The organism is Natranaerofaba carboxydovora (assembly GCF_022539405.1).
Classification (GTDB): Bacteria; Bacillota; Natranaerobiia; order Natranaerobiales; family Natranaerofabaceae; genus Natranaerofaba; species Natranaerofaba carboxydovora.
This window is the reverse complement of the sequence record NZ_CP054394.1, coordinates 2,179,931-2,195,710: the sequence shown is the minus strand read 5'-3', so window position 1 is coordinate 2,195,710 and position 15,780 is coordinate 2,179,931. Positions and strand designations below refer to the sequence as shown.

The 15,780-nt window shown below is 33.9% G+C and carries 13 protein-coding genes; 12 read left to right on the top strand and 1 reads right to left on the bottom strand.

Annotation, left to right across the window (positions count from 1 at the left end; all coding sequences use genetic code 11):
• The first annotated feature begins 51 nt into the window (after positions 1-51).
• From ACONDI_RS10465 to ACONDI_RS10415, 11 genes are all read left to right on the top strand, one after another.
• Entirely contained in the window at positions 52-3,534 is a 3,483-nt protein-coding gene (locus ACONDI_RS10465; RefSeq protein ID WP_241078493.1) for a DNA polymerase III subunit alpha, read from the top strand.
• Between the two features lie 307 nt (positions 3,535-3,841).
• Complete coding sequence (gene pyk / locus ACONDI_RS10460; RefSeq protein WP_241078492.1) at positions 3,842-5,626, top strand: pyruvate kinase; 1,785 nt, start codon at positions 3,842-3,844, stop codon at positions 5,624-5,626.
• A 66-nt stretch (positions 5,627-5,692) separates the two neighbouring features.
• Positions 5,693-6,112 carry an acyl-CoA thioesterase gene (locus ACONDI_RS10455; protein ID WP_241078491.1) on the top strand — a complete coding sequence of 140 codons (420 nt, stop codon included), beginning with the start codon at positions 5,693-5,695 and terminating at the stop codon, positions 6,110-6,112.
• A 34-nt stretch (positions 6,113-6,146) separates the two neighbouring features.
• The gene (locus tag ACONDI_RS10450) at positions 6,147-6,557 is read left to right on the top strand and encodes an FxsA family protein (protein WP_241078490.1); all 411 of its coding nucleotides are present in this window, start codon (positions 6,147-6,149) and stop codon (positions 6,555-6,557) included.
• Between the two features lie 121 nt (positions 6,558-6,678).
• Entirely contained in the window at positions 6,679-6,918 is a 240-nt protein-coding gene (locus ACONDI_RS10445) for a hypothetical protein (protein ID WP_241078489.1), read from the top strand.
• A gap of 224 nt (positions 6,919-7,142) precedes the next feature.
• Positions 7,143-7,463: an STAS domain-containing protein gene (locus ACONDI_RS10440; RefSeq protein ID WP_241078488.1), complete on the top strand. Its 321-nt coding sequence runs from the start codon at positions 7,143-7,145 to the stop codon at positions 7,461-7,463.
• A 28-nt stretch (positions 7,464-7,491) separates the two neighbouring features.
• Entirely contained in the window at positions 7,492-9,084 is a 1,593-nt protein-coding gene (locus ACONDI_RS10435; protein ID WP_241078487.1) for an ATP-binding SpoIIE family protein phosphatase, read from the top strand.
• 33 nt (positions 9,085-9,117) lie between these two features.
• Positions 9,118-10,668 (top strand): response regulator, encoded by a 1,551-nt coding sequence (locus ACONDI_RS10430; protein WP_241078486.1) that lies wholly within the window; start codon positions 9,118-9,120, stop codon positions 10,666-10,668.
• Between the two features lie 41 nt (positions 10,669-10,709).
• Positions 10,710-10,985 (top strand): acylphosphatase, encoded by a 276-nt coding sequence (locus ACONDI_RS10425; RefSeq protein WP_241078485.1) that lies wholly within the window; start codon positions 10,710-10,712, stop codon positions 10,983-10,985.
• Between the two features lie 22 nt (positions 10,986-11,007).
• On the top strand, positions 11,008-11,868 hold the full coding sequence (locus ACONDI_RS10420) for a S1 family peptidase (protein WP_241078484.1): 861 nt from the start codon (positions 11,008-11,010) through the stop codon (positions 11,866-11,868).
• Between the two features lie 557 nt (positions 11,869-12,425).
• Complete coding sequence (locus ACONDI_RS10415; protein WP_241078483.1) at positions 12,426-13,463, top strand: HD-GYP domain-containing protein; 1,038 nt, start codon at positions 12,426-12,428, stop codon at positions 13,461-13,463.
• Positions 13,464-13,551: 88 nt separating this feature from the next.
• Here ACONDI_RS10415 and ACONDI_RS10410 read toward each other — a convergent pair whose 3' ends face one another.
• Positions 13,552-15,024, bottom strand: coding sequence for a putative glycoside hydrolase (locus tag ACONDI_RS10410; protein WP_241078482.1), 1,473 nt, complete (start codon positions 15,022-15,024; stop codon positions 13,552-13,554).
• 245 nt (positions 15,025-15,269) lie between these two features.
• Between ACONDI_RS10410 and ACONDI_RS15765 the strand changes: the two genes are divergently transcribed.
• Positions 15,270-15,734, top strand: coding sequence for a prepilin peptidase (locus ACONDI_RS15765; protein WP_338086446.1), 465 nt, complete (start codon positions 15,270-15,272; stop codon positions 15,732-15,734).
• Positions 15,735-15,780: the final 46 nt, after the last annotated feature.

Genomic DNA, 15,780 nt, shown 5'->3' with positions numbered 1-15,780 from the left:
TGCTGGCTTATTTTATTATTATAACTTGATAGTTTTAGCGAGGGATTTAATATGAGTAATGACTTTGTTCACCTGCACGTGCATACACAATACAGCCTTTTGGACGGTGCTAGCCGTGTTAAAGAACTTATTGAAATGGTAAAAGAAAAAAACATGAATGCTGTTGCAATAACAGATCACGGAGTTATGTATGGTGTGGTGGATTTTTATAAAGAGGCTAGAGCAAAAGGGATAAAACCGATTCTTGGTTCGGAGGTATATGTATCTCCAAGAACAAGATTTGACAAAGACCCCAAGATTGATTCTAACCAGTACCACTTGGTTCTTTTGGCAGAAAATGAAACAGGATATAAAAACCTTATGAAACTTGTGACCAAAAGTTACCTTGAAGGTTTTTATTATAAGCCGAGGGTAGATACCGAGCTTTTAGAGCGGCATTCAGAAGGGTTGATTGCCCTTAGTGCGTGTCTTGGTGGAGAGATCCCAACTAGTATACTTAAGAGTGACTATGAGAAGGCAAAAGAAAAAGCTATGCAATATAAAAGTATTTTTGGAGAAAATAATTTCTTCTTGGAACTGCAGGATCATGGCCTGCCAGAAGAAAAGCAGGTAAATGCTGAGCTTGTACGCTTGTCAAGGGAGTTAGATATTGGCCTTGTCGCAACAAATGACATTCACTATCTTGAAAAAAAAGATGCCTCCACTCATGATGTGCTTTTATGCATACAGACGGGTAAAGAAATTAATGATAGCGAACGTATGAAGTTTCCCTGTGATGAATTTTATTTAAAATCTCCTGATGAAATGAAAGAACTTTTTTCAGAATGTCCAGGTGCTATAGCAAATACAGCCAAAATAGCAGAGAGATGTGATGTGGAGCTAGATTTAGGCAGTTTGCACCTGCCTTATTTTGAAGTTCCAGAAGGTTACGATGAAAAAACCTACTTAAGAAAACTCTGTTACGAGGGCCTTGAAGAAAGGTATAGTGAAATAACTTCTGAAATAAAAGAACGGCTAGATTATGAATTAGATGTTATTGAACAAATGGGCTATTCTTCATATTTTTTGATAGTATGGGACTTTGTTAGATTTGCCCATGAAAATGGCATACTTGTTGGTCCTGGTCGGGGTTCTGCTGCAGGCAGCTTGGTGGCTTACTGTCTATCCATAACGAACATTGACCCCTTAAAATATGGCTTGTTATTTGAGAGGTTTTTGAATCCGGCAAGGGTAAACATGCCAGATATAGATATTGACTTTTGCTATGAAAAAAGGGAAAAAGTAATAGATTATGTTGTAGAGAAGTATGGTGGTGAGCATGTAGCTCAGATTATGACTTTTGGTACCATGCAGGCAAGAGCTGCTGTTAGAGATGTCGGTAGAGTTCTTGGTTATAGCTACGGGGAAGTAGACAAAATTGCCAAGATGATTCCCCATGTGCTTGGTGTGACCATAGATGATGCTCTTAAAGAAAATAATGAGCTGTTAGAACTTTATAAAGCTGATAACGATATAAAAGAGTTGATAGATATCTCGAGGTCAATTGAAGGCCTTTATAGACATGCTTCTACTCATGCAGCGGGCATAGTTATATCCAAAGAACCTCTTACTGAATATGTTCCTCTGCAGAAAAATAGCGACCAGGTTGTTACCCAGTTTCCTATGGGAACCCTCGAAGAACTTGGTCTATTAAAGATGGATTTTTTGGGACTTAAAACTTTGACAATGCTAAACAATGCTGTACAGATAATCTATAATAGCCGGGGAGAAAAGATAGACCTAGACAAAATATCTTTTGAAGATGAGAAAACATTTAAACTTATACAGGATGCCAAGACTCTGGGGATCTTCCAGCTTGAATCTAGCGGCATGAGAAATGTCCTAAAAGATATGAAGCCGGGGCGTTTTGAAGATATAATTGCTGTGTCAGCTTTATTTAGGCCGGGTCCTATGGAACAGATACCAACTTTCATAAAAAGTAAACATGGAGAGCAGAAAATTGAGTACCCGCATCCAAAATTAGAACCCATATTAAAAGAAACTTACGGAATAATGGTATATCAGGAACAAATTATGCAGGTAGCTAACATTATAGCTGGCTTTAGCCTTGGAGAAGCTGACCTGTTAAGAAGAGCTATCGGAAAAAAGAAAAAAAATATCCTAGATGAGCAAAGGGTAAAATTTGTTGAGGGCTGTGTAAATAACGGTTATGACAGAGAGTTAGGGGAAAAAATATATGAATTGATAGTTAAATTTGCTGATTATGGCTTTAACAAATCCCACTCTGCTGCTTATGCTTATCTTGCTTATCAATCTGCCTATCTAAAAGCTAACTATCCAACGGAGTTTATGGCTGCACTTTTAACCAACTCTATGGATGATAGTGATAAGATATCTCTTTACATTGAAGATTTGAAGCAGCTTGACCTAGAGATCTTGCCGCCGGATATCAATGAATCTTTGGTTAATTTTACTGTGGTAGAGCCTGGCAAGATAAGATTTGGACTTGCTGCTGTCAAAAATGTAGGCAAAGCAGCAGTAGAAGAGATAATAAGTACTAGAGAAGAAGATGAAAAGTTTACTTCTTTTTTAGATTTTGTGAATCGGGTTGATCTCAGGGCGTGTAACAGAAAAACTTTAGAAAGTCTTATAAAAGTGGGTGCTTTTGATGATTTTGGCACCAACAGAAAGAAACTTTTATCTGTACTTGATGAAGTAATACACCAGGCCCAGGTTCTAAACAGAGAAAGAGAAAAGGGTCAAATGTCTATGTGGGATCTAGTTGATGAAGAAGCTCCGGGCATAGAAGTGAAATTTCCTGATTTTGAAGAATTTGGCTTAAAGGAAAGGTTGTCAATGGAAAAGGAACTTTTAGGCTTTTATGTAAGTGGACATCCTTTAGAAGAATATAGGGATAAGACCCAAGAGCTATCTATCCCTTATATATCAACTATTAATCAATACGGCGATGGTTCAAATGTAAACATTTGTGGGATAAAAAATAATATAAACGTTATTACAACCAAAAAAGGCGATCTAATGGCTTTTCTTACCCTTGAAGATATGACGGGTTCTGTAGAAGTTGTGGTTTTTCCGCCTGAATACGAAGGAATTAAAGACTATATTGATAGCGAAGACCCACTTTTTGTAGAAGGTAGGCTAGACAAAAAAGAAGACGATGAAATAAAGATAATCTGTAAAGATATACGTTTACTCAAAGAAGTTAATAAGGGCGAATTAAAAAATAAAAATAATGGTTATAACAATGTTAATAATAACGGCTATAGCTCAGATCAAATAGAAAATAATAAAAGTATTTATATCAAAATCGAAGATAGCCAGCACCATTTACTAGAAAAATTAAAAGAACTACTAAAAAAAGAAAAGAGGGAACTGCCGGTTTTTATTTATTTTCCAAAGGAAAAGAGGGTGAAAAAAGTTCCTCAAGAATACTGGGCGAGCTTAGATAGAAAATTTATAGGTGAAGTAAAAAATATGTTAGGAAGTGATGCTATTAGGATAAAGTACCACTAAAGATCTGGTTTAAAAAGTCTACTCGCAAAGTAAGTGATTTTATTGATACATCTATAACTCATCAGCAGTCGAAATAAGGCTTCCTAATCAATTAGCTCTTCCTGAGCTAGATTAGCTGATGACCTCATGTCATCAGGCCTTATTTCAACTGCTTCTTCGATAAGATGTATTAACAATAAAATCAAAAATTTACTCGTAAGACTTTTTAAACCAGATTATTGGTTAGGGATCAAAAGTTCCCTTATGGTATGGTGGTTGATAAGCTGACAGGGAGACGATAATGTTATAGAAGAGAGGGGCGGCTAGTATGAATGATATTAAGAAGACAAAAATTGTTGCTACAATAGGGCCTTCGTCAGAAGACAAGGCTGTTTTTGCCAAAATGGTGGAAAATGGAGCGGATGTTGTCAGAATTAATTTTTCTCATGGAGAGAAAGAAAAGCACAGGGAAAATATTAGAATGGTTAAAGAAGTTTTTGATGATTTGGGAAGGCCAGGTGCTGTAGTAGTGGACACTAAAGGTCCTGAAATTAGGCTTAAAGATTTTGAAGGCGGAGAAACATGGTTAGAAGAAGGTCAGGAATTTGTGTTAACCAAAAGTGATATACTAGGGGATTCCTATAGGGCGGCAATAAATCTTCCTGAGATTATTGATGAGATAAAACCTGGCATAACAATCCTATTAGATGATGGAATGATAGAGCTTTTGGTTAATGAAATTAAGGATAACGGTGTACATTGTCTTGTAAAAAACAGTGGAGTGATCAAAGATAAAAAAAGTGTCAGTATTCCCGGTGCACATTTGTCCATTCCTGTGGTAACTGAAAAAGATAAAGAAGATTTGGATATAGCCATAAGCGAATCTGCAGATTTTATTGCGGCATCTTTTATTAGAAATGCTGAAGATATTTTGGAAGTAAGAAAGGTTTTAGAAAATAAGGGAAGCAATATACCGATTATTTCAAAGATAGAGACGAAGGAAAGTGTAGAACATCTTGATGAAATTTTGGAAGTCTCAGATGGTGTTATGGTTGCTAGAGGTGATTTGGGTGTTGAGATTCAAGCAGAGGATGTCCCCTTGATTCAAAAAAGAATAATAAGAAAGGCTAATCACCTTGGTAAACCAGTTATTACAGCTACACAGATGTTAGAATCTATGACTAACAACCCAAGACCTACAAGGGCTGAGGCAAGTGATGTGGCAAATGCTATTTTTGATGGAACTGATGCTGTGATGCTAAGCGGAGAAACCGCCATTGGAAAATATCCAATTGAAACCGTAAGGACTATGTATAGTATTGTTAAAAGGACAGAAGATGAGCTATTTGATAATAGCAGTTATTATAGCAAAAACAGAGAGAAACAATTTGAAAGTAGTGCAGGAAATACAAATACAAGTGTGACAGATGCTATAGCATTTTCTACCTGCCAGATGGCTTTAAGTCTTGGAACAAGAGCAATCTTGACTAGTACTCAATCGGGCTATACGGCAAGAATGGTGGCAAAATATAAACCCTCTATCCCAGTTTTGGCTGTTACTCCCTGCAAAAAAATAGTGAGGAGGCTAAATCTGTCATGGGGGGTATATCCATTATTGTGTGAAGAAACTAATGAAACAGATGAGATGTTTAGTGAGGCCATAAGTACTTCTTTGAAAGCTGGATATCTAAAAAATGGTGACTTAGTAATATTAACTGCCGGGGTGCCCGTGGGAATATCAGGGACCACAAATTTAATAAGAGTACATACTGTAGGCCAGATCAAAACATCAGGAACGGGGATAGGCAAAAAGCCTTCTACAGGAAGGATTAATATTATAGATAGTGAAGAGAAAATAAACAGAATATCAGGTGGAGATATAATAGTTGTAGACAGAACAACAAGAAATATAGTGCCCAAACTGTCTAATGTGGAAGGGATCATAGCAGTGGAAGATGGTCTGACATGTAAGACAGCCATCATAGGCATTGAACTTAATATTCCTGTAGTTGTTGGTGTAAAAAAAGCTTTTGAAGCATTAGAAGAAGGAGAAGTAGTTACAATAGATCCTTTTAGAGGGTTAGTATATGAAGGAGAAGCTGTAATTTTGTAAAACAAAACTTTGTTCATATGACTTTTTGCACCGGAATCATCGGAATGTATGAGGTGGTTAAATATTATGATGGAAAAAGAAATATCTTTAAGGGTAAAATATCAGGAGACTGATAAAATGGGAGTAGTCTATTATGCCAATTATTTTATATGGTTTGAAGTAGGTAGGAATGAATATTTTAGGGAACTGGGTTTTCCGTATGTCGAACTTGAAAAAGAAGGTCTTTTCTTGCCGGTGGTGAAATCAAGTTGTGAGTACAAATCACCAGCTTATTATGATGACCTGATAAGCTTAAAAACAAGTGTCAAAAATTTTACACCTGCAAGGCTAACTTTTTGTTATAATATATATAGAAAGCCAGATAATATGCTGCTTGCATTTGGTGAAACTATACATGCTTTTGTAAACAACAACGCTAAACCAGTGAATTTAAAGAAGAATTCTAGTGAATTATATGATAAGCTTAATGAAAAACTCAGGAAATGAAAAAGGTGAATCCTATTAAAGGAGGCTTTCTGACTTGTTATTTAAGCTTTTTTTGCTGTTTACCCTGGGCCCCTTATTAGAAATATGGCTGTTGATTGAACTGGGAGGACTAATTGGTACTTTGCCAACGATAATCATTATAGCTGCAACGGGTTCAATAGGTGTTTTCTTGGCCAAAAGTCAAGGAGTACAGGTTTTGAGAAGATTTAGAGAGAGACTTAATTTTGGTGAACTTCCTACAAAGGAACTCTTCAATGCTGCTTCAGTTTTAGTTGGAGGTGCGCTTTTATTAACTCCAGGTCTTGTCACTGATTTGGCTGGTTTTAGTTTTCTTATTCCTTTAACAAGAGGTATTATCAAGGATATAGTCTATAAAAAAATAAATAAAATGATTAAAGAAGGTAGAATAAGTGTTTATCATGGAGATATTGGCAAACGTTTTTAATCAGATGAGATTTTCTTGCCCTTTAAGGTGATATTTGTATCCAAATAGAAATATTAATAATTAAGCCTTTCTTTAGGTTTTTCTAAAATTATAATACCTTAAAGGGTAAGGGGGAAAATTGTTGGAATTTGAAGTTTATGATGTTGTCCTGGTTCCTTTTGTGGTAGGACTTATTCAGGTGGCCAAAATGCTTGGTTTCCCAAAAAAAGCGTCACCAATTTTGGCTATTGTTATTGGTAATATTCTGAGCTTAATTTATTTAGCACCCGATGAACCAGCAAAGGCTGTGTTAATTGGGACAGCTATTGGTTTAGCAGCTGTTGGGACTTACTCAGGTACAAAAAACACTTTGGAAATGTGATTAAAAGCGGATTGATTCAAATTTTTTTAAGGTTTCCGGGAGACTATGTCAGTGTTAGTTTTGGAGACCTTAAAATATTTTTTTTATTAAGCAGAACTAGTTATCAGTTTGAATTGAAAAAAATTGAGAAAAAAAGGATTTGTTAAGCTTATCTAGAAGTAGTTAACGGCAAATGGTTTAATGTATATACGTTACATAATACTTGTTAGGATGGAGGGTTAGTTATGAAAGTAGAAAAAAAAGAAGACGGTAGTGTACTAATTATTCCTGAAGGTAAGATTGATATTACAAATTCTTCAGACCTTAAAGAAACCCTACTTTCTGTTTATAATGAAGGCTACGATACTATAATTATAGACTTCGAGAAAGTTTATGGGATTGATAGTTCTGGACTTGGCAAATTACTTTTAATCCAGAAAAAGCTCAGCGAAAGAAATGGAAAGTTAAAGATAATAAATGTTACAAGTGACTATGTAAATAAAATGTTTTCCATGATACATTTGAATAAAGTAATTGAAATAGAAGATGGCGATGCTAAAAAATAACAATTTTTCCTGTGGAGGTTGTAGTTAAGTGCGGCTATTGTTATTTGAAAAAAATTTGGATGTGTATTCAAGGCTATATGAGTACTTAAAAGCAGGCTTAGGAAAAGAAGAACTTATTATTGATAGAGTATTTAATTATGGAGATACTAAAATAAAATTAAAACATAATTATTATGATATGGTATTTGTTTGTGAAAAAACTCTCGATATGTTGGATGAAAATTTTGCCTTAAAAGTTTGTAATATTGGAGACAACATTAATTTACCAGTAATTATAATTTACGAGGAAGTTAACTTTGAAGATAAGTTGTCTTTAATTAAAAGAAAACCCAGCCTTTGTTGTTACATGGCCAAAGATGAGTTAAGTCCAAACATTATAAGATGTTGTATGGAGTATATGTTTGAGACCAAGAATGAGAGAAAAAGAAGAATTGAAGCTGAAGAAAAATTAAGCAGGCTGGATCAAAAAATCAATAGAACGCTAAAAGAAAATAATGTACTGTCCAAACAAATGTCAAACGTTAACCATCCAGAGATTAATGGTTTGACATTTTCTTCATGGTACAAGCCTGCTGAAAACTTAAAAGGTAATTACTGTGATATACAAAAAATAGGAGGTAGAATATTTTACTTTTTTGCCGATGTTAGCACACAGGATTACGAAAGCCTAATTTTAAATATTTTCATAAAAAACTCAATAAACAACTTTTTCTTAGAAAATTTTGGATCGCTAAATATCAACCCCAAAGATATTTTATATTATCTTACTGAAAAATTTCTTGAAGCAAACTTTCCTTCAGACTATTTAATCTGCATTTATATTGGGGTATTGGATCTTGAAACTAATGTGTTTGAATATAGTAATGCCGGGTTTTATCTACCACCTTTGTTATCTAGGTGGGATGGTGAAATACAAGAATTAGAATGTCAGGGGCTTCCTGTATCTTCATCAATTGATAAAAAATTGTTTGAGTTTGACAACAAAACATGTAAAATTAACAAAGGAGATACCCTTTTGTTTTATACTAAAGGTCTTCTAAATACTAGAGTAAGGAATAGAATCTATGGTCTAAAACGTTTAGAAAAGATCTATTACAAACATCATAGATATGATCCAAATGTAATAACAGAGTTAATTAAGCGTGATCACAAAAAGTTTCTAGGGATTTCCCCTAAAGAGGATGACATTATAGTTTTGGCCCTTCAAATGGATCCGAATGAATTGATCGAAAAAAATTTCACCATTAATAGTACTTTTGATGAAATCCATATTGCTAAGAAGAACATTTATCACTATTTAATAGATAATTATAAAGATGAATTAGATGTGGACAAAGTTATGCTTGGAGTAAACGAGATGCTTAACAACAGCCTCGAGCACGGTAACAAACACGATGATTCAAAGAAAATTCATATCATGTTCAAAAAAACCTCTGACTATATTAAAGTTTGCATACAGGATGAAGGAGAGGGTTTTGACTGGAATAGTAGAATAGAAAAAAATTTAAATACGAATGATTTTTCCGATGAAGGTAGAGGCCTTATCATAGCTAAATGCTGTTTTGATTATGTGTTTTATAACTCCAGGGGAAATCGGGTTAATATGATTAAAAGTATCTGAGATTATTTTTGTGTAGAAAGAGGGGAAACCGCTTTGTATAGAGCTGGAAATGCATTGGTAATATCAAATAAAAAAGAGGATATAATACATATTATGGAGCAAGTATTATCTTCTTTGGGAGTTAATCTTAAACAGGTAGAAAATGACCCCGAAATGTTAGATACAATAAATTTTGACTTGTCTCTACGCCTTGTTATCATTGATTTTGATAATACAGAACACTCATTAAAACTTTGTGAAAAAATAAGAAACAAAAAGGAAAAGTTTGAACTTCCTATTATATTGGTAAGTAATAATATTACAAGAGAGCAAAGGATTGAGGCGCTTAGTAAAGGCGTGGATGATATATATTATCTGCCCCTAGATGATAAAGAACTCTGGTATAGATTAAATAACCTTCTAGAGCTTAGAACTTCTAACCTTGAATTAGAAACAGTTAACAATAGCCTCACTCAGATACTATCATACTCAGAAGAGATGTTTGATAAGTATGATCTGATGTGGTTCGAATTAGAAACGGTGGAAAAAGAATTAATTGATAAGGTATTTTTTTCAGAGTATAGTATCTCTGCACCTGAAGTGGTCTATATATTTTTAAGGGAAAATGATTATGTAAGATGTCGAAAATATCTGTTCCAAATGAGCAGATATATTTTAGTAGATAATTATATTTTGGCCTCAAATGAAGGGCCGGTTATGTGTAATGTGCTTAGGAGGGGTACTGGCACTACTTCATGTTTGATGGAACTTGACAGAGAAGAAAACAGTAGTTACTTTTCTTTAAAATGTGAGACATGTAATATTTATAGGTATATATTGGATTTGAATGATGTAGTTAATTATATAACCTCATCTTATGAAGATGTGTCTGTAGTGGCAGTAAACTTTATGGCTGAAATAGGTTTTTTACAAAAAGAAATTTTGAGAGGGTTAGTTAACCAGATAACTGTATACAAAAGAATGAATGAACAGACAAAAGAGCTTAGAAGTGCTTTTACATATACAGCAGGTGCTCTTTCAAGAGCTGCAGAGGCTGTAGATTTTGAAACAGGAAATCATATTAAAAGAATTAGTAAATATAGTCTTTTACTTGCAAGACAATTTGGTTTTTCTGGTAAAGGGCTAGACGAACTATCGTACTCTTCCAAAATGCATGACGTAGGCAAGATTAAAATAGGACCTGATATACTCCTAAAAGAAGGGCCTTTGACCAAAGAGGAATTTATGGAAATGCAAAACCATACTATATATGGTGTTTTGATTCTGGGAGATTCTCCATATTTTGCAATGGCAAGAGAAATTGCAATGTATCATCATGAACGCTATGATGGAACAGGCTATCCTTATGGTTTGCAAGGAGAAGAGATACCTTTTACTGCTAGGTTAGTAGCAATATGTGATGTGTATGATGCATTGAGAAGCAAAAGACCGTATAAACCTTCTTTTAGCCACGAAAAAGCTTATAAAATAATTACCGAAGGTGATGGTAGGGTCGAACCAGAACATTTTTGTCCCCGGGTTTTAGAAAGTTTTAAAGCCCTCGAAAAAGAATTTGAGAGAATTTATGAACAGGAAGCAGATTGATTAGTTTAGAATAGAACTTAAGTGAAAGGGGGATTATTGATATGGCAAAAAAGTGTTTGCATGCTTATTTGGAAGGTATTGTTCAGGGAGTAGGTATGAGAAACTACGTAAAAAAACAGGCAGATGATCTAGGAATTGTTGGTTTTGTAAGAAATTTGCCCGATGGTCGAGTAGAGTTGGCTGGTGAAGGTACGGAAGAAAAATTAAAGGATTTGTATTCAAGAATAGAAAATAGCAGAACCGGCAGAGTTGACAAAATTGATGCTGAGTGGCTTGAAGCGGAGGGTAAATATGATAGCTTTGAAATAAGATTTTAATGATTAAAAGAGAGGACTAGATATGAAATACAAAGATAATAATTACAAAGACGATAGTTTCGAGAATGAATTTGAAGAACTTGATGAATTAGAGGAATTTACAGAAGAAGACTTTGACGAAGATTCAAGCTATCTAGAAGATCAATATAGACGAAGAAAGATATTTTTTAGAATAACAGGATCAGTACTATTGGTCGTATTTGTTATTTTTGTATTATCTAATTTTCTCAGGATATTTACCTTGCCGCCTTTGGATTTTATACATAAATCAGGAGAATTATTAGAGGACCCCAAGATATCCGGACTTCAAAAATCAGTTGTTCAAATACAAGTAGACGGTGGAGGGGGCCCTGGAGTTAGAAAAGAAACCTTTAGAGGGTCTGGGTTTAATATAAAAGAGGATGGATTTATAGTCACTAACCGACATGTTGTGGAAAATGGTAGTATGATGACAGTGACTTTTGAAGAAGATGGAGTTTATCGTGTTGAAGAGGTAATAATCCCATCTACTAATCTTGATCTGGCTTTTTTGAGATTACAGGATGCAAATGATCTTCCCAGTGTCAAAATGTCAGAAGATCCGAACATGTCGATTGACGATGAAGTGATAATTATAGGCAACCCTTTAGGATTTACAAGAATCGCCAAAGAAGGGAAACTTGTAAATGTAGTTAAAACAGGAAATGCTGAGCCACTTTTAGAAGTATATGCTCCTATATATCCTGGGAGCAGTGGAAGTCCAATTTTTGATGATGAAGGAAAAGTTGTAGGAATTATATATGCTGCAAGAAAAATAAATGAAGACGAAGTGAGAGGGATTGCCTTTAATACAAAAGAAATAATAGATGTTCTAAAAGAAAAAAATATTTTGTATGACGAATAAATTCTTAGTAACTTTTTTGCTTTGATTTTTTGTTATCCCACTTGTATAGACACTGCTTGCAAAAGTTATGCCTCTTTAAAAATTCCCTGAAAAGTACTATTACTCCGGTTATTATTATAAACAAATAACATAATTCAAAAGAGACTGAATAGTATACAGCCAAGAAATATGAGAGTACAGGCATTAAAAATAAGATAAAAACTATCAATATAATAATGACGCTTATTATATTGTTTTTATTAACTTTATTTTGTTCAATATTTTCACTATTACAGCGAGGACAGGTTAAATTTACCATTCTTTTAACTCCTTTTTTATCTATTAGCAATTCAACTATATAATAATTTTAATATGAAAACAAGCTTATTGGCCCGGGACTATTGTATTAATTTAAATAGGATTTTTAACTTAGATTAAACTAGTCTATTATACCCCTTTTAATGAAAGAAGAAGGTATATTTTGATATTTTTAGAAAAGTTATTAAGTAAGATTTAACAAAAGTTTTAACAAGGCTAATAAAATATTGTAGATAAGCGAATGTCAGGGGGTAAGTAAAATGAAAAAGATAAAAGTGACTGAATTAGAACCAGGATATAAGCTCGGCAAAGATGTGGTTTCTCCTGATGGTTTGGTACTATACCCAAAAGATAATATTGTAACGGAAAAGATTATTGAGTATCTAGACAAATGGCATGTAGAAAGTGTTTATGTAAAAGATGAAGAGGCAGAGGTCGTTCAAACTAGAAGAGATACAGAAAAATTGGTCAAGGAAAAATATAATAAATCTGTTGAAAAAGTCTCCAAGATGATTGAAGGGTTAGAGAGCGGAGAAACAATATACGAACAAGAAGTAAAAGAAACAGCCAAAGAGCTGATGGATTTTACAGAGGATTATTATTACTTTTTCAAGCTCTTAACTCAGCTAGAAGATGACGATAATCGGTTGTTTCAGCATAGTATTAATGTAGGTATCTATTCTTCTCTACTTGCAAGATGGCTAGACTTTGATGACTCTGTTGTTCAAGAAATAGGTTTAACAGGGCTTTTGCATGATATGGGCAGAACAATGACTAAAAGTAATGATCAGGCTACTAGCCAAAGCAAAGAAAATGAAGAACTAGATAAAGAACATCCAAGAAAAGGTTTCGAAATTATAAAAAGCCAGACTAAGTTTAACGATAATGTAGCCAAAGGAGTATTACAGCACCATGAACGGATGAATGGGGAAGGATATCCTGATGGAGTAAAAGGTTCTTCAATACACTTTTTTGCTAGAATTATTGCAGTAGCTGATGTATTTGATCAGATGACTTCAGTAAAGTTTGAAAGAGAAAAAAAGGGTGTATTCAAAGCTATAGAGCATCTTAATAAAGAAAGCTTTAATAGGCTAGATCCACTTGTTTCTAGAACTTTCATGAATAGGCTGATGGACTTTTTTATAGGGTCAAAAGTTTTATTAAATGATGAAAGTATAGCAGAGGTAATAATGGTTAATAGAGATGAGCCAGGTAGACCATTGATTAAGGTGAGAGATGAATTTGTAGACCTGAAAAAAAATAGAGAAATTACTATAGAAAAAGTGCTCGATGTGTAAAAGGAAGAAGTGTAATACGATGTATGATATATAAAAAAAGGCCTAACCCCCAAATTTTGGGTGTCTAGGCCTTTTTTTCTTCTAATCTCTAATCTTCAAGAGGTGTGTAATCTACATCTCTGGTGTAATTATTATTTGAGTCCCATAATAAAAATTCATCAACACCATGTTCATTCAATGCTCTAATCTGTGCTTCAACTTCTTCTTTGCCATAAGAGATGTAATTGCCTGACCCAAGCCATGTGGCTGTAAAGTCCTGAATCCAAGGTCTTGACACTGGTGGATCTTCTAATTGCCCCAAAATTTTGTTTTCCCTTATAATATATTCTTCAGTAAGTCTGTAAGGTTCTGTATCAGGTGTAGATATTCCAAAATAACCAGGTCCCCAGTGACTTGGGTAAATCATAGAGGAGATAACATCTACATTTCTGCTAATATCCAAGAAATTTTGACCTATACCATGAGCATCCATATCAACAGCTGTATATCCAAAAATATCTACAGAAACATCAACATCGTATTCGCTCAACTCGTCATAGGCATAGGCTACAAAATCTGTTATAGCCTGGGTTCTTGCAAGTCCATAGCTGTACTCTGGAGGCTCTGGCTCATCATTTTCTTCTTCATTATCTGAGTCATTATTATCATTATTTTCTTCATTTGAATTTTCTTTTTCATCGCTGTCGTCTTCGACATCCTCTTCAATTTGCTGCTCTGCTTGTTCCATTTTTTCTTCAGTTTCCTGTATTTCTTCTTCCCATTCATCCAAAATCTTTGGCATTAGCTCCTCTTCGGTATAATTACCAAAACTATAGTCTAGTTCATCTTCTCTATTTTCAAATCCTTCCGGAAATCTCACATAATCAAATTGAATATCTTGAAAGCCCATTTCTGCAGCTTTTTTTGCGATTTCCAAATTGTATTCCCAAACTTCTTCCTTAAATGCGTTAGCATAAGATTCGCCCCTTCTATTAGTCCACAAACTACCATCAGGGTTACGCAGTGCAAGATCAGGGTTATCAGCAGTAAAAACATTATCTTTAAAAACAACTATTCTTGCGATGGGATAAATGTCATGTTCCTCTAAAGTCTTTAATACTTCTTCTGGGTCTCCAATATAATTTCTACTGTAATCATCATAAGGGGTATCTTCAAGCTTAAAAGTTATGTTCCCCGTATCATCTTTTATGTCGATTACCATTGAGTTTAGATCGGAATTATCAACAAGCTCTACAAGATCGTCAAATCTCTGTCCACCGGCAGAGTGACCAGTAAGATAAATTCCCCGAACAGCATCAGGATAACTAAACTCAAGACCATGAGCAGGCTTTTCTTCTTTTTCTTCCTCTTCTTTTTCTTCTAATTTTTTATCTTTGTCTTCTTTTTTGTCTTCTTCTTTGGTATCCTTTTCCTTATCTTCGTTTTTGTCTCCATTTTCGCTTGTTACTTCTTCATCTGGTGGAGCATCTGCATGAGAGAAGTATGATTGAAAGGCAGTGCCGATTGTAAAGAAAAGAGCGGCCACTATTACTGTAATAATAATTTTTTGACTTTTATCCAATTTGCTAACACCTCTTTTTATAGACTATTTTGAGTAACTAGATTCTACAAAAAAAGACAGTTTCCTCTATGATTTTTTCATTTAGCATTAATTAACTTAAAAAATTAACAGGAGAGTATATTATGAATACATTATATAAACAGGAATATGTATTTCCTTCCTGAATAAACTTAAATATTTTAATTAAATACCGGAAAGGAGGAAAAGCAATTATTAAAATAGATATATTATTAATAACATTTTTGATGCTTATCTTTCTAAGCATGGCTTTGTATTGTAATGTCAAATTTAAAAAAATATATAACATTCTTGTAGGTGTTTTTCTTGTTATTGGTTTTTTAGTGAATGTAGGCTTTAATGGAAATCAGGGGTTTAATTCAGCGTTTCTAGGGGTATTAATTGGTGCAATTTTGATGGTAGTACCTTATTTTTTAGGTTGGGTCAGTCTTAATGATATTAAGTTGATTGCTACCCTGGGTTCTTTTGTTGGTCCGGATACTATTTTGACTTCAGCCATTTTAGGAACAGGTATATTACTTTTATTTATATCAATATATATTTTATTTCGCCGAAAAGTGAAAGTTAAATTATCATTGAACTTAAAATTGATCGATCTAGAAAATGAAGAAAAAGTTCGTTTTCAAATACCACTAGGTTTTTTTCTAGCTATTTCAGCAATGGTATACTGGCTTTTATATATTTTATTTTGATTTTTAAATAAAAATTAACAAAAATTTAAAATTTAAAATACTTTTT

Excerpts from the sequence above, each read along its gene's own strand:
- ACONDI_RS10465 (WP_241078493.1), top strand. The coding sequence starts at position 52 with ATGAGTAATGACTTTGTTCACCTGCACGTGCATACACAATACAGCCTT.
- pyk (WP_241078492.1), top strand. The coding sequence starts at position 3,842 with ATGAATGATATTAAGAAGACAAAAATTGTTGCTACAATAGGGCCTTCG.
- ACONDI_RS10455 (WP_241078491.1), top strand. The coding sequence starts at position 5,693 with ATGATGGAAAAAGAAATATCTTTAAGGGTAAAATATCAGGAGACTGAT.
- ACONDI_RS10440 (WP_241078488.1), top strand. The coding sequence starts at position 7,143 with ATGAAAGTAGAAAAAAAAGAAGACGGTAGTGTACTAATTATTCCTGAA.
- ACONDI_RS10425 (WP_241078485.1), top strand. The coding sequence starts at position 10,710 with ATGGCAAAAAAGTGTTTGCATGCTTATTTGGAAGGTATTGTTCAGGGA.
- ACONDI_RS10420 (WP_241078484.1), top strand. The coding sequence starts at position 11,008 with ATGAAATACAAAGATAATAATTACAAAGACGATAGTTTCGAGAATGAA.
- ACONDI_RS10415 (WP_241078483.1), top strand. The coding sequence starts at position 12,426 with ATGAAAAAGATAAAAGTGACTGAATTAGAACCAGGATATAAGCTCGGC.
- ACONDI_RS15765 (WP_338086446.1), top strand. The coding sequence starts at position 15,270 with ATGCTTATCTTTCTAAGCATGGCTTTGTATTGTAATGTCAAATTTAAA.